The sequence below is a fragment of the Bradyrhizobium oligotrophicum genome, from assembly GCF_051168495.1.
Lineage (GTDB): Bacteria > Pseudomonadota > Alphaproteobacteria > Rhizobiales > Xanthobacteraceae > Bradyrhizobium > Bradyrhizobium oligotrophicum_A.
In genome coordinates, this window is record NZ_JBNPVB010000003.1 from 436,683 (window position 1) to 454,172 (window position 17,490).

Annotated in this window: 20 protein-coding genes; 5 read left to right on the forward strand and 15 right to left on the reverse strand. The window is 63.8% G+C overall.

Features of this window, described 5'->3' with window-relative positions:
• Positions 1 to 10: 10 nt before the first annotated feature.
• The 11 genes from ACQR1B_RS08760 to urtA all read right to left on the reverse strand — a co-directional run bounded on the left by ACQR1B_RS08760 (position 11) and on the right by urtA (position 10,161).
• Positions 11 to 310 (reverse strand): putative quinol monooxygenase, encoded by a 300-nt coding sequence (locus ACQR1B_RS08760; protein WP_434832205.1) that lies wholly within the window; start codon positions 308 to 310, stop codon positions 11 to 13.
• Between the two features lie 48 nt (positions 311 to 358).
• The gene (gene ureC / locus ACQR1B_RS08765) at positions 359 to 2,074 is read right to left on the reverse strand and encodes an urease subunit alpha (RefSeq protein WP_434832206.1); all 1,716 of its coding nucleotides are present in this window, start codon (positions 2,072 to 2,074) and stop codon (positions 359 to 361) included.
• Between the two features lie 54 nt (positions 2,075 to 2,128).
• A complete protein-coding gene (locus ACQR1B_RS08770) occupies positions 2,129 to 2,668 on the reverse strand; it encodes an HD domain-containing protein (RefSeq protein ID WP_434832207.1) in 540 nt (179 codons plus the stop codon).
• Between the two features lie 4 nt (positions 2,669 to 2,672).
• Entirely contained in the window at positions 2,673 to 2,978 is a 306-nt protein-coding gene (locus ACQR1B_RS08775; protein ID WP_434832208.1) for an urease subunit beta, read from the reverse strand.
• Between the two features lie 170 nt (positions 2,979 to 3,148).
• Positions 3,149 to 3,451, reverse strand: coding sequence for an urease subunit gamma (locus ACQR1B_RS08780; protein WP_172110074.1), 303 nt, complete (start codon positions 3,449 to 3,451; stop codon positions 3,149 to 3,151).
• A gap of 49 nt (positions 3,452 to 3,500) precedes the next feature.
• A complete protein-coding gene (locus ACQR1B_RS08785; RefSeq protein WP_434832209.1) occupies positions 3,501 to 4,337 on the reverse strand; it encodes an urease accessory protein UreD in 837 nt (278 codons plus the stop codon).
• 58 nt (positions 4,338 to 4,395) lie between these two features.
• Positions 4,396 to 5,091, reverse strand: a complete 696-nt coding sequence (gene urtE / locus ACQR1B_RS08790) for an urea ABC transporter ATP-binding subunit UrtE (RefSeq protein WP_434832210.1) — start codon at positions 5,089 to 5,091, stop codon at positions 4,396 to 4,398.
• A gap of 125 nt (positions 5,092 to 5,216) precedes the next feature.
• Positions 5,217 to 5,978, reverse strand: coding sequence for an urea ABC transporter ATP-binding protein UrtD (gene urtD / locus ACQR1B_RS08795; RefSeq protein ID WP_434832211.1), 762 nt, complete (start codon positions 5,976 to 5,978; stop codon positions 5,217 to 5,219).
• Positions 5,979 to 5,983: 5 nt separating this feature from the next.
• Positions 5,984 to 7,147, reverse strand: a complete 1,164-nt coding sequence (urtC, locus tag ACQR1B_RS08800) for an urea ABC transporter permease subunit UrtC (RefSeq protein WP_434832212.1) — start codon at positions 7,145 to 7,147, stop codon at positions 5,984 to 5,986.
• Positions 7,144 to 8,706: an urea ABC transporter permease subunit UrtB gene (gene urtB / locus ACQR1B_RS08805; protein WP_434832322.1), complete on the reverse strand. Its 1,563-nt coding sequence runs from the start codon at positions 8,704 to 8,706 to the stop codon at positions 7,144 to 7,146. The genes urtC and urtB overlap by 4 nt, the downstream gene beginning before the upstream one ends.
• Positions 8,707 to 8,838: 132 nt before the next feature.
• Complete coding sequence (gene urtA, locus ACQR1B_RS08810) at positions 8,839 to 10,161, reverse strand: urea ABC transporter substrate-binding protein (protein ID WP_434832213.1); 1,323 nt, start codon at positions 10,159 to 10,161, stop codon at positions 8,839 to 8,841.
• A gap of 510 nt (positions 10,162 to 10,671) precedes the next feature.
• On the opposite strand from urtA, the gene ACQR1B_RS08815 reads away from it, so the two are divergent.
• From ACQR1B_RS08815 to ACQR1B_RS08825, 3 genes are all read left to right on the forward strand, one after another.
• Positions 10,672 to 12,081: a DEAD/DEAH box helicase gene (locus ACQR1B_RS08815; protein WP_434832214.1), complete on the forward strand. Its 1,410-nt coding sequence runs from the start codon at positions 10,672 to 10,674 to the stop codon at positions 12,079 to 12,081.
• A gap of 24 nt (positions 12,082 to 12,105) precedes the next feature.
• Positions 12,106 to 12,396: a translation initiation factor IF-1 gene (infA, locus tag ACQR1B_RS08820; RefSeq protein WP_434832215.1), complete on the forward strand. Its 291-nt coding sequence runs from the start codon at positions 12,106 to 12,108 to the stop codon at positions 12,394 to 12,396.
• Between the two features lie 300 nt (positions 12,397 to 12,696).
• A complete protein-coding gene (locus tag ACQR1B_RS08825; RefSeq protein ID WP_006612155.1) occupies positions 12,697 to 12,909 on the forward strand; it encodes a cold-shock protein in 213 nt (70 codons plus the stop codon).
• A gap of 174 nt (positions 12,910 to 13,083) precedes the next feature.
• Here the strand turns inward: ACQR1B_RS08825 and ACQR1B_RS08830 are convergent, their stop codons facing one another.
• The 4 genes from ACQR1B_RS08830 to ACQR1B_RS08845 form a co-directional block, all read right to left on the reverse strand.
• Positions 13,084 to 13,668, reverse strand: a complete 585-nt coding sequence (locus ACQR1B_RS08830; RefSeq protein ID WP_434832216.1) for a TadE/TadG family type IV pilus assembly protein — start codon at positions 13,666 to 13,668, stop codon at positions 13,084 to 13,086.
• 17 nt (positions 13,669 to 13,685) lie between these two features.
• Complete coding sequence (locus tag ACQR1B_RS08835; RefSeq protein WP_434832217.1) at positions 13,686 to 14,240, reverse strand: TadE/TadG family type IV pilus assembly protein; 555 nt, start codon at positions 14,238 to 14,240, stop codon at positions 13,686 to 13,688.
• 306 nt (positions 14,241 to 14,546) lie between these two features.
• Entirely contained in the window at positions 14,547 to 15,047 is a 501-nt protein-coding gene (locus ACQR1B_RS08840) for a pilus assembly protein N-terminal domain-containing protein (RefSeq protein WP_434832218.1), read from the reverse strand.
• Positions 15,048 to 15,183: 136 nt separating this feature from the next.
• Positions 15,184 to 16,011: a sterol desaturase family protein gene (locus ACQR1B_RS08845; protein WP_434832323.1), complete on the reverse strand. Its 828-nt coding sequence runs from the start codon at positions 16,009 to 16,011 to the stop codon at positions 15,184 to 15,186.
• A 445-nt stretch (positions 16,012 to 16,456) separates the two neighbouring features.
• Between ACQR1B_RS08845 and ACQR1B_RS08850 the strand changes: the two genes are divergently transcribed.
• Positions 16,457 to 16,621, forward strand: coding sequence for a Flp family type IVb pilin (locus ACQR1B_RS08850; protein WP_434832219.1), 165 nt, complete (start codon positions 16,457 to 16,459; stop codon positions 16,619 to 16,621).
• 325 nt (positions 16,622 to 16,946) lie between these two features.
• Positions 16,947 to 17,471, forward strand: a complete 525-nt coding sequence (locus tag ACQR1B_RS08855; protein ID WP_434832220.1) for an A24 family peptidase — start codon at positions 16,947 to 16,949, stop codon at positions 17,469 to 17,471.
• The last annotated feature ends 19 nt before the right edge of the window (positions 17,472 to 17,490 follow it).

The window sequence follows — 17,490 nt, forward strand, 5'->3', positions numbered from 1 at the left end:
TCAATTCCGCTCAGCGGACATCGACCTTCTCAGGCGTGATGATCTCGATCTTCGGAGGCGCCGCCATGCATTTGACGGCCGCCCGCCCGAACGTCTTCATGTGCTCGGTCGCGCGATGCGGCACCAGCGCCTCGGCGCTCTCCCACTGCTCGACGAACACCATCTTGCTCGGGTCGGTGACGCTCTCGTGCAGATCATAGGCGATATTGCCGGGTTCCTGGCGAGTCCCCGTGATGCAGGCGGTCGCAGCGGCAATGAATTCAGCTCTCGTTTCGGGCTTGATGGTCAAGGTGGCAACGACATAGATCACGAAGCAGTCCTCCCGGTACGTTTCTGGTTTCTTGTACCGGGCGGAAGTCTAGAACATGAAGTAGCGCTGCGCCATGGGCAGCACCTCGGCGGGCTCGCAGGTCAGAAGCTCGCCGTCGGCGCGCACCTCGTAGGTCTCCGGATCGACCTCGATGTTCGGCGTCGCATCATTGTGGATCATGCTCTTCTTCGAGATCCTGCCGCGGGTGTTCTGCACCGCGTAGAGCTTCTTGGAGAGGCCGAGCTTGCGGGCGAGCCCGCCGGTCACGGCCGCCTTCGAGGTGAAGATCACCGAGGACGCCGTCAGCGACTTGCCGAACGCGCCGAACATCGGCTGGTAATGCACCGGCTGCGGCGTCGGGATCGAGGCGTTGGGGTCGCCCATCGGCGCGGCGACGATGGTTCCGCCCTTGATGACGCAGTCCGGCTTGACGCCGAAGAAGGCCGGCGACCACAGCACGAGATCGGCGAGCTTGCCCTTCTCGACCGAGCCGATCAGCTTCGACACGCCATGCGCGATCGCCGGGTTGATCGTGTATTTGGCGATGTAGCGCTTGACGCGGAAATTATCGTTGTCCTTGCCCTTGTCCTGCGGCAAGGCGCCGCGCTGCTTCTTCATCTTGTCGGCGGTCTGCCAGGTCCGGATGATGACCTCGCCGAGCCGGCCCATCGCCTGCGAGTCCGACGACATCATCGAGAGCGCGCCGAGATCGTGCAGGATGTCCTCGGCTGCGATCGTCTCTTTCCGAATGCGGCTTTCGGCAAACGCAAGATCTTCGGCGATCGACGGATCGAGATGGTGACACACCATCAGCATGTCCAGATGCTCGTCGATGGTGTTGCGCGTGAACGGCCGCGTCGGATTGGTCGAGGAGGGCAGCACGTTCTTCAGGCCCGCGACCTTGATGATATCGGGCGCGTGACCGCCGCCGGCGCCTTCGGTGTGGAAGGCATGGATGGTGCGGCCCTTGAACGCCTTGATGGTGTCCTCGACGAAGCCGGATTCGTTGAGCGTGTCGGAGTGCAGCATCACCTGCACGTCGTGATCGTCGGCGACCGACAGACAATTGTCGATTGCAGCCGGCGTCGTGCCCCAATCCTCGTGCAGCTTGAGCGCGCAGGCGCCGGCCTTGATCATCTCGACCAGCGCGGCCGGACGCGAGGCATTGCCCTTGCCGGAAATGCCGAGGTTCACGGGGAAGGCATCGAACGACTGCATCATACGGCCGATGTGCCAGGGGCCGGGCGTGCAGGTCGTCGCGAAGGTGCCGTGAGACGGGCCGGTGCCGCCGCCGAGCAGCGAGGTGACGCCCGCCATCAGCGCGTGCTCGATCTGCTGCGGGCAGATGAAGTGGATGTGGCTGTCGAAGCCGCCGGCGGTGAGGATCTTGCCTTCGCCTGCGATCACGTCGGTGCCCGGGCCGATGACGATGGTCACGCCCGGCTGGATATCGGGATTACCGGCCTTGCCGATGGCGCTGATCATGCCTTCCTTGATCGCGACGTCGGCCTTCACGACGCCCCAGTGATCGACGATCAGCGCGTTGGTGATGACGGTGTCGGCGGCGCCCTGCTTGTTGGTCGCCTGCGACTGGCCCATGCCGTCGCGAATGACCTTGCCGCCGCCGAACTTCACCTCCTCGCCATAGATGGTGAAGTCCTTCTCCACCTCGATGATCAGATCGGTGTCGGCGAGCCGGACCTTGTCGCCGGTGGTCGGGCCGAACATGTCGGCATAGACGGAACGCTTGATCTTGACGGACATCGACGGCCCCCACTCAGCTCTGCTTGTCTTGATTTCGAGACGCTGGCGATCCGCTCACAGCGTTCCCCGCGCATTGGCAACCGTTTCGTCGAACAGCGCATCCATCCGCGCGTTCACGCCGCGGCAGCCGGCCACGACCTGCTCGGACCAGCCGAGATACTCCATCAGCTCGAGCTGCTGCTCGAGATCCGGCTCGAAGAAGATACGCGCACGGATGTTGCTGATCTTGTCGGCGATCTTGATCTGCTTGGCGCCCTCAGATTTGCCGGGAGCTGCGATGATTTGGACCTGGCGCCGCTCGCTCCTGGGCAGGGTCATGTCGTCGGTGACTTCCTCGACAAGGCCGGCCACGCGCAGGCCGAAGCGCTCCGCCAGTTCGTCATGCGTGGTATCGGTGTCCTCGATGGTGTCGTGCAACCAACCCGCGGCGACCAGCTCGGCATCCTCACCGTTGCAGGCCACAGACAGGATGTTGGCGACTTCGGCGAGATGGTTGATGTACGGCTCCTCGTCACGGCCCTTGCGCTGCTGGCCGGCGTGACGGCGCGCCGCGAGCTCGGCCGCTTCGGAGACGAGGCGCAACCCGGTCAGCATCGGCTTACAACTTGCCCATCACGTCGCCGCGGAAGCCGTAGACCGTGCGCTTGCCGGCGAGCGCCACCAGCTGCACCTCGCGGGTCTGGCCCGGCTCGAAGCGCACCGCGGTGCCGGCGGCGATGTCGAGCCGCATGCCCCTGGCTTTCTTGCGATCGAACTTCAGCGCCGGATTGGTCTCGAAGAAATGGTAGTGCGAGCCGACCTGGATCGGCCGGTCGCCGGTGTTGGCGACCGAGAGCGTCACCGTCTTGCGGCTGGCATTGAGCTCGATCTCGCCGTCCTGGATGAAGAGTTCGCCGGGGATCATGTGGTACCTCGCCTATGTCCACTGCGTCAGAGCCGGGCTTGTCCCGGCCATCCACGTCCCACCTTTCGGATCAGAGAGCGTGGATGCCCGGGCCTTCGCCGCGCCGAAGCGGCTACGGCCGCGCAGGCGGGTCAAGCCCGGGCATGACGACCGAAAGAGTTGGGCTCGCCTCACCGGATCGGCTCGTGCACCGTGACGAGCTTGGTGCCGTCCGGAAACGTCGCTTCGACCTGGATGTCGTGGATCATCTCGGGGATGCCGGGCATCACCTGGTCGCGGGTCAGGACCTGGGCGCCGGTCTGCATCAGCTCGGCCACGGTGCGGCCGTCGCGTGCGCCTTCCAGGATGAAATCGGAGATGATCGCGACCGCCTCGGGATGATTCAGCTTGACGCCGCGCTCCAGCCTGCGGCGGGCCACGATGGCCGCCATCGAGATCAAGAGCTTGTCCTTTTCGCGGGGAGACAGGTTCATGCGGACTCTCTGGTGAAACGTCTTCTAATGATCGTCTGTTGGTAAACGTTTAGTTGAGCCACAGCCGCGGCAGCGGCACGGACGAGGCGCAGCCGAGCACCGCCATCATGTCGGCGCGCAGGCTCGCGGCATCTTGGGCACAGAAGCGCGCCATTGCAAATCCATTCCAGGCGGACAGTCCAGCCTCGCCACGGAAGGCCGGCAGGCTCTCCCTGATGCGCTCGACCAGTGCGGCGTCGCCTGGGACGATCAGCGCGGTCCCGATCGCGGCCGCGCCCTTGGCGATGGCCGGCTGCGCCAGCTTGTCGCCGATGTCCCCGTCGAGGCGGACCGTCTCGGCGAACACGAGCCTGCCGCCGCGCCGGACCCGCCAGCGATCGACGAACTCACCCTCGCGCATCGTCTCCCCCATCGCCGTGCGCCCGAACACGACGATCTCGCACAACAGGAGCGAGGCAGTGGCCGCGAGATCGATGTCGATCCGGCGATGGATGCGGGCGCGGTCGAACAGGATGGTCTCCTGCGGCAGCCAGGAGATGTGCGCGCCCGCATGGGCGGTCAGCGCGATATCGAGCTCCGCGGGCTTGCCGGCGGCGCGATAGACCTTTTCGGCCGCGGCGCTCGACAAGGTCACGCGGCTGCCCTCGCCGGCCGCGACCTCGATCGCGAAGCGGTCGCCACCGGCGATGCCGCCGGCGGTGTTGACGAACATCGCCGAGAGGCCGTCGTCCTCGGGCGAGGGAAAGCGCACCCGCAGCGAGCCGGATTCGTGCAGATGATGACGCCGCGTCACGCCGTCCTGCAGCCGCACGTCGAAGCGCACCGCGCCGCGGGCGCGGTTGGCCTCGAAGATGTCGGCAGCGGCGTTAGCGGGATCGGCCCGCATCGATCCCCTCCCTTGGGACCGGACGCGGCGGGGCCGCGTCCACGAAGCTAGATGACGATCACAGCGCCATCTGGCGGCTGATCTCGGCCGGATCGAGATTGGCGCGGGTGCAGGTGAATTTCACCGCGCCGCGATCCATCACGGCGAAGTTGTCGCCGAGTTCGCAGGCAAAGTCGAGATACTGCTCGACCAGCACGATGGCGATATTGCCGAGATTACGCAGATAGGAGATCGCCCGGCCGATGTCCTTGATGATCGAGGGCTGGATGCCCTCGGTCGGCTCGTCCAGCAGCAGGAGCTTTGGCCGCATCACCATGGCGCGGCCGATCGCGAGCTGCTGCTGCTGGCCGCCGGAGAGATCGCCGCCGCGCCGGCCGAGCATCGATTGCAGCACCGGGAACAGCGAGAACACGTCGTCGGGGATACTGCGGTCGGCGCGCTTCAGCGGGCCGAAGCCGGTCTTGAGGTTCTCCTCGACCGTGAGCAGCGGGAAGATCTCGCGGCCCTGCGGCACGAAGCCGATGCCCTTGCGCGCCCGCTCGTAGGGCTTGAGATGAGTGATGTCGGCGCCATCGAAGGTGATGCTACCCGACGCCAGCGGATACTGCCCGACCAGCGCGCGCAGCAGCGAGGTCTTGCCGACGCCGTTGCGGCCGAGCACACAGGTGACCTTGCCGGGCTCGGCGGCGATCGAGACGCCGCGCAGCGCCTGGGCGGCGCCGTAATAGAGGTTGATGTTGTCGACGGTGAGCATCAGCGACCTCCGGCCGCTGAGGGGCGAATGGCGAGTGGCGAATAGCGAATAGAAATTGCTGTCCTGGTCATGCTTCCCTGCGCTCTTCCCAATTCGCTACTCGCCATTCGCTGTTCGCCAGCCGACTAGCGGCCCAGATACACTTCGATCACCCGATCGTTCGACGACACCTGATCGATGGTGCCCTCGGCCAGGACCGTGCCTTCGTGCAGGCAGGTGACCTTGACGCCGAGTTCGCGAACGAAGGTCATGTCATGCTCGACGACCATGACGGTATGATCCTTGTTGATTTCCTTGAGCAGCTCGGCAGTCTGATGCGTCTCGACATCGGTCATGCCGGCCACCGGCTCGTCGACCAGCAGCAGCTTCGGGTCCTGCGCCAAAAGCATGCCGATCTCCAGCCACTGCTTCTGGCCGTGGGACAGGCTGCCGGCGAGTTTGCGGCGGACGTCCTTGAGCCGCACCGTCTCCAGCACCCTGTCGATCTGCTCGGCCTCGCCCCTCGTACCGCGCCAGAACAGCGTGCCCCTGACGCTGTGGTCGACGTTGAGCGCGAGCAGCAGATTGTCCTCGACCGACTGGCTTTCGAACACCGTCGGCTTCTGAAACTTGCGGCCGATGCCGAGCTCGGCGATCCGGGTCTCGTCGAGGCGGGTCAGGTCGGTCTTGCCGTCGAACAGCACCGTGCCCTCGTCCGGCTTGGTCTTGCCGGTGATGATGTCCATCATCGTGGTCTTGCCGGCGCCGTTCGGACCGATGATGGCGCGCATCTCGCCGGGCTCCAGCGCCAGCGAGAGGTTGTTGATGGCGTGGAAGCCGTCGAAGGAGACGTGCACACCGTCGAGATAGAGCAGCGCGGACGTCGATCGCGTATCCATCACGTTCATGCCGCTTACTCCGCCATCTTGGGTTCGGTGACGCCGTCTTCGCGGGCGGCGCTGTCGGCGTTCGGCGTCTTGGTGCTGTACTGGTCCCACCAGGAATTGAACGTGCCGACGATTCCCTTCGGCAGCAGCAGGGTCACGAGCACGAACAGGGCGCCGAGCATGAACAGCCAGTACGGCGCCAACACACCCGAGGTGAAGAACGTCTTGGCGTAGTTGACGACGACGGCGCCGAGTGCGGCGCCCACCAGCGTGCCGCGGCCGCCGACCGCGACCCAGATCACGGCTTCGATCGAATTGCCGGGGGCGAATTCGGAAGGGTTGATGATGCCGACCTGGGGTACGTAGAGCGCGCCGGCGACGCCCGCCATGCAGGCCGACAGCGTGAACACGAACAGCTTGTAGGACTCCACGCGATAACCGAGGAAGCGCGTGCGCGATTCCGCGTCGCGGATCGCGATCAAGACCTTGCCGAGCTTCGACGACACGACGGCACGGCAGATCAGGAACGCCAGGATCAGGGCCAGGCAACTCAGCGCGAACAGAGCCGCGCGGGTGCCTTCCGCCTGGACGTTGAAGCCAAGAATGTCCTTGAAGTCGGTCAGGCCGTTGTTGCCGCCAAAGCCGAAATCGTTGCGGAAGAAGGCGAGCAGCAGCGCGTAGGTCATTGCTTGCGTGATGATCGACAGATAGACGCCGGTGACGCGCGAGCGGAAGGCGAGCCAGCCGAAACAGAAGGCGAGCAGGCCGGGCACCACCAGCACCATCAGGGCTGCGAACCAGAACATGTCGAAGCCGTACCAGTACCAGGGCAGCTTGGAGTAGTTCAGGAACACCATGAAGTCCGGCAGGATCGGATTGCCATAGACGCCGCGGGTGCCGATCTGGCGCATCAGGTACATGCCCATCGCGTAGCCACCGAGAGCAAAGAACGCGCCGTGGCCGAGCGAGAGGATGCCGCAATAGCCCCAGATCAGGTCGATCGAGAGCGCGAGGATCGCGTAGCAGACATATTTGCCCCACAGCGCGACCAGATAGGTCGGCACCTGCAAGGCGGAGCCCGCCGGCAGCAGCAGGTTGGACAGCGGGATCAGGATGCCGCAGGCGGCCACGACCAGCACGAAGATGGTCGCGGTGCGGTCCAGCGACCGGGTGAGCAGATGCGGCATCATGCTTCCACCGCCCGGCCCTTGAGCGCGAACAGACCGCGCGGGCGCTTCTGAATGAACAGGATGATCAGCACCAGGATCGCGATCTTGCCGAGCACGGCGCCGGCGACCGGCTCCAGGAACTTGTTGGCGATGCCGAGCGTGAAGGCGCCGACCAGCGTGCCCCAGAGATTGCCGACGCCGCCGAACACCACGACCATGAAGGAGTCGATGATGTAGCTCTGGCCGAGATTGGGACTGACGTTGTCGATCTGCGACAGCGCCACTCCGGCGATGCCGGCAATGCCGGAGCCGAGCCCGAAGGTGAGCGCATCGACCCGCGAGGTTGCGATGCCCATCGAGGCCGCCATGCGCCGGTTCTGCGTCACCGCGCGCATCTCCAGGCCCAGCGCGGTGTAGCGCAGCATGGCGAGCAGGATCGCGAACACCGCCATGGTGAAGCACAGGATCCAGAGCCGGTTGTAGGTGATCGTGATCTGGCCGATTTCGAAGGCGCCGCTCATCCAGGAGGGATTGCCGACCTCGCGGTTGGTCGGGCCGAACGCGGAGCGCACCGCCTGCTGCAGGATCAGCGACAGGCCCCAGGTGGCCAGCAGCGTCTCCAGGGGACGTCCGTAGAGGAAGCGGATGATGGTGCGTTCGATCACCACGCCGATCGCGCCGGCTACCAGGAAGGCGAGCGGCGCCGCGATCAGCAGCGAATAGTCGAACAGCGCCGGATAGCGGGTGCGGATGACCTCCTGGACCACGAAGGTGGTGTAGGCGCCGAGCATCACCATCTCGCCATGGGCCATGTTGATGACGCCCATGACGCCGAAGGTGATGGCGAGGCCGATCGCCGCCAGCAGCAGCACAGACCCGAGCGACAGGCCGTACCAGGCGTTCTGCACACTCGACCAGATCGCAAGCGAACTCTGGATCGAGGCGATGGCGGTCGCCGCAGCTTTGGCGACGCTTGCGGGCTGATCGCCGGCGCTGATCTCGGTCAATAGCGCCAGCGCCTCCTGGTCGCTGCGCGCCCTGATGGTCGCGACCGCATCGAGCTTGTCGACCTCGCCGGCATCGGACTTGAACAGGATGATGGCGGCGCGCGCCTCGGTGAGCGCCTGCTTGACCGCGTGATTGGTTTCCTTGGCGAGCGCTGATTCCACGGTCGGCAGCGTCGCCTCGTCATGCGACTTGAACACGGATTTCGCGGCCGACAGGCGCGTGCTCACATCCGGCGACAGCAGGGTCAGGCCGCCGAGCGCAGCATCGACGCTGCGGCGCAGCCGGTTGTTGAGGCTGACCGCTGCGGCACCGTCAGGGAGCTTGTCGACCGCGGCGCCGGTGGCCGCATCGATGATCTTGCCGTCGGCCTGCTTGACATAGACCTTCTTGGTCTCGGCATCGAACATCAGCCGCTCGTCCTGCAGCGCGCTGATGATCGGGAAAGCCAGTGGGTTGCCCGACACCGCGATCTCGTTCACCGCATCATCGGTGTCGGAGAAATCGTCATTGGCAAACTTCGCGACGGACTCTTCGAAACTGGCGGCGAAGGCCGGAGCGGCAGCGACGATCAGGGCAATGGACAAAAGAAGACTGCGAAGGATCGCAAGAACAATGGCAGGCACTGGACCACCCCGGCAGGAGGAAGAGAGAAGGCGGCATGGCTTGCCGCCTTCTCCGGTCGTGATGACGTCGGAAGGCTCAGATCAGGTGCCGGAGCCCAGGCACTTGTTGGTCTTGACGTTGAAGTTTCCGCACTTCTTGCCGACCCAGTCGCCGATCAGGTCCTTGGAGCCTTCGAGCTCCTTCGACCAGGCATCACCCGGGACGAGGTCCTTGGTCTTGTAGACGACACTGAACTGGCCATCGCCCTTGATCTCGCCGATGAACACCGGCTTGGTGATGTGATGGTTCGGCAGCATCTTCGACACGCCGCCCGTCAGGTTCGGAGCCTCGGTGCCCGGGAGAGCGTCGATCACCTTGTCCGGGTCGGTCGACTTCACCTTCTCGACCGCCTTCACCCACATCTGGAAGCCGATCACGTGCGCCTCCATCGGGTCGTTGGTCACGCGCTTCGGGTTCTTGGTGTAGGCCTGCCAATCCTTGATGAACTTCTCGTTGGCCGGGGTCTTGATCGACTCGAAGTAGTTCCAGGCGGCGAGATGGCCGACCAGCGGCTTGGTGTCGATGCCGGCGAGTTCTTCCTCACCCACGGAGAACGCGACCACCGGGATGTCCTTGGCCTTGATGCCCTGGTTGCCGAGCTCCTTGTAGAACGGAACGTTGGCGTCGCCGTTGATGGTCGAGACCACGGCGGTCTTCTTGCCGGCCGAGCCGAACTTCTTGATGTCGGCGACGATCGTCTGCCAGTCGGAGTGACCGAACGGCGTGTAGTTGATCATGATGTCGTCCTGAGCCACGCCCTTCGACTTCAGGTAGGCTTCCAGGATCTTGTTGGTGGTGCGCGGATAGACGTAGTCGGTGCCGGCCAGCACCCAGCGCTTCACCTTCTCTTCCTTCATCAGGTAGTCGACCGCCGGGATCGCCTGCTGGTTCGGCGCAGCACCGGTGTAGAACACGTTGCGCTCGCTCTCCTCGCCCTCGTACTGCACAGGGTAGAACAGGATGCTGTTGAGCTCCTTGAACACCGGCAGCACCGACTTGCGCGACACCGAGGTCCAGCAGCCGAACACGACCGCGACCTTGTTCTTGGTGATCAGCTCGCGCGCCTTCTCGGCGAACAGCGGCCAGTTCGAAGCGGGGTCGACCACGACGGCCTCGAGCTTCTTGCCGAGCACGCCACCCTTCTTGTTCTGTTCGTCGATCAGGAACAGGATCGTATCCTTCAGCGTCGTCTCGCTGATGGCCATGGTACCGGAGAGGGAATGCAGAACGCCGATCTTGATGGTGTCGTCAGCAGCCTTGGCCGGGCCGAAGCCGGCAACGCCGAGCGCCAGGCCGGCAGCCGCAGCCAGCCAGCGACGGCGGCTGAACGGCGCCGTTAATTCCTGAGTGAGTCGAGTAAGCATGAGGTAATATCTCCCTGACGCAGACCCTGCTTCGCAGCCAAGGCGGCCGGCGGTCTGCGGCGGAAGAATCGCAAGAAGCATGCCATGCCATTCACATCGGGTAAGCCATTGAAAGAAAAATGGAACTCGTCCCCGTCGCGACCCAATGTCGCAACCATTCGCCGCGATTTTAGGCAGACACACTGATTATCTGGCCAGCATACAGCCGACAATTTATGCATTTTGTTTTGAATGGCTAAATTTAAAGCAGCAGAGTACCGCCTCAATCGCCGATCCGTTGCGCAGCAGCCCTTGAAAGTGCCGGCGATCTGTTCCATATAGCTGATAGATCGAGGCGAATCGGCCGGATCTCTGCAAGCCGCGTGTTCTTTGGCTCCTCCTAGAGCCTCTGGCTTTGCATCCTCACCCATCCTATCTCGACGCTCCAAACACGCGGGTGTCTCAAACCACCCACCCGCGTCCGGCTGCCTGCCGACACGGGCCTTATCCTCTTATGGAAAGCCCAATCTTTTGACATCCTTCCAGGATTTTAACCTCGCCGACGCGCTTTCGCGCGCGCTGAAGGAAGAGAACTACCACACCCCCACCCCGATCCAGGCACAGACCATCCCGTTGGCCCTCGAGGGCCGCGACGTGATCGGCATCGCCCAGACCGGAACCGGCAAGACCGCATCGTTCGCGCTGCCGATCCTGCACCGCCTGTTGCAGAACCGGATCAAGCCGCAGCCGAAGACGGCGCGCGTGCTGGTGCTGAGCCCGACCCGCGAACTGTCCGGCCAGATCCTCGACAGCTTCAACACCTACGGCCGCCACATCCGGCTGACCTCGGCGCTCGCGATCGGCGGCGTGCCGATGGGACGCCAGGTCCGCGCGGTCATGCCCGGCCTCGAAGTCCTCGTCGCTACGCCCGGCCGGCTGCTCGACCTCGTCCAGGGCAACGCCCTGAAGCTGAACCAGGTGGAATTTCTGGTGCTCGACGAAGCCGACCGCATGCTCGACATGGGCTTCATCAACGACATCCGGAAGATCGTGGCCAAGCTGCCGATCAAGCGGCAGACGCTGTTCTTCTCGGCCACCATGCCGAAGGACATCGCCGAACTCGCGGACGCCATGCTGCGCGATCCGGCGCGGGTCGCGGTGACCCCGGTTTCGTCGACGGTCGAGCGCATCGCCCAGCGCGTCATCCAGGTCGACCACTCGGCCAAACCGAACCTGCTGGCCCAGTTGCTCAAGGATGAGCCGGTCAACCGCGCGCTGGTGTTCACCCGCACCAAGCACGGCGCCGACAAGGTCGTGAAGGGCCTGGAAAAGGCCGGCATCCCGGCTCAGGCGATCCACGGCAACAAGTCGCAGAACCACCGTGAGCGTACCCTGGCGGCGTTCCGCACCGGCGAGATCCGCACCCTGGTCGCGACCGACATCGCGGCCCGCGGCATCGACGTCGACGGCGTCAGCCATGTCGTGAATTTCGACCTGCCGAACGTGCCCGAGACCTACGTCCACCGCATCGGCCGCACGGCGCGCGCCGGCGCCGAGGGCGTCGCGATTTCGCTGGTCGCCGGAGCGGACGAAATGTCCTACCTCCGCGACATCGAGCGGCTGATCAAGATCTCGCTGCCGCGCGACGACCGCCGCACGCCCGGCCACCGCGAGGCTCCGCCTGCGGCCAAGCCGCCTCAGCGCGGCGGCCGTCCCGGCATGCAGAATGCGCGGCCCAACGAGGGCGGCAACGCCGCAAAAGGCCCTCGCCGACGCCGCCGTTCCAATGCTAAGATGGCGCCTCTGCCAGGCAATCGTCAGGAGCCCAACCGACCGTCGCAAGGCGGCGGCAAGGCCGGGTCGATTCAAGGCGTTGCATTCCTGCATCGCGAAGGCAGACCCAAAAACCACGCTCACAACCGCAACCAACGGCCAAACTAGACGTCCATCGATCTGGAGAGAGACATGGCTAAGGAAGAGCTGATCCAGTTCGAAGGGCTGGTCACCGAAATCCTTCCCGACGCACGCTATCGGGTACAACTCGACGCGGGGCACGAAATCGTCGCCTACACCGCCGGCAAGATGAAAAAGAATCGCATCAAGACCCTCGCGGGAGACCGCGTGACCGTCGAGATGTCGCCCTATGATCTGGAAAAGGGGCGCCTCATCTTCCGTCACAAGGACGAGCGCGCCAGTGGGCCGGGCGGACCTCCGCGCGGCGCACCGCAACGCGGCGGGCAGTTCCGCCGGCGCTGACGTCTGGGGCGGAAAGATGGTCCGCCCCTCCTGCGGCCTGATCAAGTCTTGCGCAATCAGTGATAATCCAACGCGTCGGCAGCTGGCCGGCGCGTCAAAAAATCCTGCGCCCTCGCGCAGCTCAGGATTGTTTTGCGCGGCCAATTCCAATAATATATCCCGCAATCGATTTTCGGCCGGACGAGATTAGCTATTACCGGTACAGCCGGTTCAGACGCTGACGACCCTTCCAAAAATTCGATCTAACCAGCCCAGGATCCTGGGTTACGACATTTGATATCTGAGAAGGGAACTACCCCCGTGAGCATGGGAACCGTGAAGTGGTTTAACGCGACCAAGGGCTATGGCTTCATCCAGCCGGATGACGGCGGCAATGACGTGTTCGTGCACATCAGCGCTGTCGAGCGCGCCGGTCTCGGCACGCTGCGCGAAGGCCAGAAGATCTCCTACGAGATCGTGGCTGATCGCCGTTCGGGCAAGTCGTCGGCCGACAATCTGCGCGCTGCCAACTGAGCAGCGAAGGGGCGATCGTTCGATCGTCCCGGAACAACACCAAAGGCCGCCTTGCGCGGCCTTTTTTCATGCCCGGTTTTTTTTAATGCCCGATTTTCCTCATCCCGATTTTCCGCGTCCGGGCCATGGTGACCGTGATGCGCGGCAGGCGGGACGCCCGAATGATGTCGCGGCTCAGCAGCTCGTCTTGGGACTGTAGTAGACGCAAGTCGACTGTCGCGGCCGCGTATAGGCGACATCGCTGAGCTTGATGCCGGTCTTGGCCATCACATAGCCGACCGTGGGGACGTACTGATAATTCACCTCGCTGAAGATCAGATAGGTGCCGGTGACCAGCAGGTCCGCCGGCACGCCCACGGTCACTCCCACCGTCCGCGGCGCCGATCCCTTGCTCCACACCACGGTCGCCTGTTTCGTGGTCGGATCGACGTAGAGCTCGGTGATCGTCGCGTTCACCGGCGTCGTCGAATACGGGTACATGATCCCGGTCGAGGCGGCGAAGAAGTTCGATATGTCGGTGTCGCCGACCGAGTTCGATTGCGAAGTGAGGTCGGACAGCGTCCGCGCCATCAGCGTGACCTTGCGGTCGACCGCGATCGCCGAGCAGAATTCCACCGTGCCGAAGAACATCACCAGCATCAGCGGCACGATGAAGGCAAACTCGGTGGCGGCGACGCCGCCACGATCGGCTGCGAACCTGCCGATGAGAATCCTCGAGCGTGAGGCCGACGAGCGACGCGGTGTCCTTCCGAAGCGCATGATGAACGTCCGTCGCCTCATGTTGAATAGGGTTCGTTCTTGAAGGCCGCCGTTCCCACCAGCAACCGCATGCTGCCCGACAGGTTGGCGATGTTGTAGCCCAGTCCGGTCACGAAGATCGGCCATTGATAGAACAGCCTGACGACGACGATGTCTCCGGCGGCGCCCGGGCTGTAGGTCATGTTGTTGATGAAGTTGCCGGTGTTGTCGATCTGGCTGTTGATCGAGACGCTCCCGAACGAGGAATAGCTCTTCACGTCGATGTAGATCTTCTTGCAGTCGAACAGCACCGAGACCGACGTGTTGTTGCAGACATAGTCCGCGAAATCCTGCTTGCTGTAGCTTGCGCTCTGGGCCTGCCCGGTCAGGATCATGCGGGCCGAATCCTGTGTCGCCGTCTCGAGCACCTGGCCGGCGAAGAACATCAAGGCCGTCTCGATGATGGCGAACAGGAGCGCAAAGAAGATCGGGGCGACCAGCGCGAATTCGAGCGCAGCCGACGCCCGCCGGTTGCGGCGAAAGCGTCTCAGCAGTCTGCGGATCGAACTGGTCGCGGAGGCGGAGGCTTGCATTGTTTGACCCGGAATTGGAAAGGCACATCAACCTGAGTGAAACAAATAGCCGAAACTCCTTGGGAAAGGGTTTCCCACGATCCGAACGACATGGCCCGCCACGTCAACCTCCCGCTAACCACGTCCAAGAGCCGGCTCGCGTGCGGATGCGCGGCCCGCGTCTAAGCGAGACATCACGGCTGCCTTGCGAAAGCGGCCGGCCGATCATGCGCGCAATCGCGGACGCCCGGATCGCTGCGCTCCGGACACTTTCCCGACAAGGTCGGGTTCGGCCCCGACCTCGACAGGAGTGATCGGACTCCAGCCTCAATTGGTCTTCGAAGCGGACGCGGCACTGCCGCCGGCCTGGCTCGACATCGTGCCGGCCTGATCGAGCACCGACTTGAAATAGCTGTCACCGTCGCCCAGCGTGACCCGGCGCTGGCAGATCGGCATGCAGCTGTAGGTCTCGCGGTCGACGCCGCGATACACCGTGACGAGCCGGTCGGTGGGCCCCGCAACCTGAATCTGGCGATCGATCAGCACCTGTCCGCCGCGGTCCATGGCGATGAAATTGGTGGCGCCGTAGCTCTTGCCGGTGACGACGATGATGCCGCCGCTCTGCAACGTCACGTCCGCGATCATCGGATTGCCGACGACGAGGGTTGCGACGCGGTCGGGAAGCTTGACCAGCTTGGCTTGGTCGACGTTCACGGCAATGGCGGGATCGGGCTCCGCCGACACGGCGGCCGGCCACAGCAGCAGCGCGGCGACGATCGCCCGCAGCGCGAGGGAAACACAAGGACGACGGGACACTCTGAACGACATACTCAACCCCGGGGCATTGACGAGCCGTCTCAAGCGATACGCAGCGGTGACGGCGCCCGACGCGGCAAATCTGCGCTCAATTGGTGAACGATCTCCAAACGCGGTCCAACTCTCTCTCGATCACCCACCGCGCCACTCAGCGGCGGAACGGAAAAGCGAGCTGGCCGGCGAATTCGCCTGGCATCGTCGCTTCGTCCTTGCCGTAGGTCGCCGGGAGCTGCCCCTGCGGCATCCGGAACGTCCCGAACATGATGTCCCAGAGCGGGAAGGTGCCGGCAAAGTTGGTGTTGCCGCCCTCCGCGAGCGCAGTGTGGTGCCAGCGATGGAAGACCGGCGTCGCCAGGACGTACTTGAACGGCCCCAGCGTCCAGTTGAGATTGGCGTGCACGAAGGCCGAATGGAACGTCGTGAACGGTCCGACCCAGATCATCACGTTCGGGGAGATGCCGGCCATCAGCAGGATGACGTCGACGGCAATCGTGCCCAGGATCAGGTTGATCGGATGGAAGCGCGCCGCCGAGATCCACTCGAGGTCTTCCGAGGAATGGTGAACGGCGTGGTACTTCCAGAATTCGCCGCCGTGAAACAGCCGGTGCGTCCAATACAGCATGAAATCGGCGAGCACGATGAACAGCAGCCCCTGCAGCCATTCCGGCAATTGCGCCAGCGGGCCATGGCCATTCTCATAGAAGGCGATCAGCTCGTCCGCATCATGGATCTTGAAGATCACGCCGGCGCCGAGCACCAGCAGCCCGATGCGGAGCACGCGTGCGAAGACCGGTACGAAGAACCAATAGACCGTGTCCGTGACGAGTTCGCGCTTCTGCCACCATGGCTTGCCCGGATTGCAGGCCCAGAAATAGCTGAGCACCGAGAAGACGACCGCCAGAACAAGGGTGATCGGCAGCACCTTCTCGATGGTCTGGCCGAGCATCAGCGCAACTTCCCACGGCAGTCCGGACATAACGTGCCTCATTTCATGAACTTTCCCGAGGGGTACTCCTTGGCGCTTAAGGAGCCGTGAACCCACCTCCGGTCCTGCGCAAACGCCGTCTCAGGAAACATCCGCGGTCCGTCGACGAAGGCAGATCGTGAGACATCGCCCGTTCGCGAAGACGCTTCCGCGATCGGAGCCTGCTCACGCGAGACCACTCCTGGAGAGTCGATCGCAGATCGCCTTCACGACTCCCGCGGCGCTCCGCGGCCGTTCGCAGATTTGTTCCGCTTTTTCGTCGGACGGTTCATCCGAAATTTACTCTGCGCAAGAACGGCCAATCGTCGCGTTGTTTCATCGATCGAATTAACTACGCCGAAATTCCTGCCCCCTAGGGTGAGCACATGGTCACGGTGCTGAGAACGCCGCAACGACCAGATTTGTTCGACCAGCCACGTGTACATGGAGTTACCCTATGAAGAATCTTGTTGCTCGTTTCGTGAAGGATGAATCCGGCGCGACCGCGATCGAATACGGTCTGATTGCCGCCGGCATCTCGCTCGCGATCATTGCGGCGGTGAATGGTCTCGGCTCCAGCCTGAGCTCCAAGTTCGGCTCGATCAACTCGTCGCTGAAGTAAGCGTTTTCCACGACCGAGCAAAAAGGCCCCGGACTTCCGGGGCCTTTATCATTTCGACGTCCAGCTCCGGTGCGTTCAGTGATGCGTAGCCAAATTGCCTCCGCAGTTGCGTCCCAACGCCCGCCCCGGCCCGCCGATGCGGCCCTGCGCTGGATCTGCGCCGCTCTCGGCCTGTCCATCCTCGTGCTCGCGGCCCGCATCGCCAGCGTCTGGTGAGGCAGGACCCCGTCAGCGGGAACTCCAGTCGTTTCCCGATCGTTTATTTGTTGCCGCTAGATTCGGCGCGTCGGTGCATTCCGCGCCGCTTCGATGCCGTTGAGAGCTCATGACCCTCGATCTCGCGCGCCTGCTGCTGTTTCCGGCCCTGATGGCCTTCGCCGCGGCGAGCGACCTGTTCACGATGACCATTTCAAATCGTGTCTCGATGGCGCTCGTCGCCGGCTTCCTGGTGCTGGCGCCGCTGAGCGGAATGAGCATGGCCGACATGCTGATGCATCTCGGGGCCGGTGCGTTGCTGCTGGTGATCGCTTTTGCCTGCTTCGCATTCGGCTGGATTGGCGGCGGCGATGCCAAGGTCGCGTCGGCCGCCGCCTTGTGGTTCGGCTTCGCCCACCTGATGAACTACCTGCTTTACGCCTCGATCTTCGGCGGGGTGCTCACCCTCGCGCTGATGCAATTCCGGCAATGGCCCCTGCCCTACATGCTTGCAGGGCAACCCTGGCTTGCACGCCTTCACGCCAAGGACAGCGGCGTTCCCTACGGCATCGCGCTCGCGCTGGGCGCATTGATGGTCTATCCGGAAACCGAGTGGGTGAAGGCGATCGACGCCGCGCGCCTCGCGCTGAGCTGATAACCCCGTGTGAACGCGG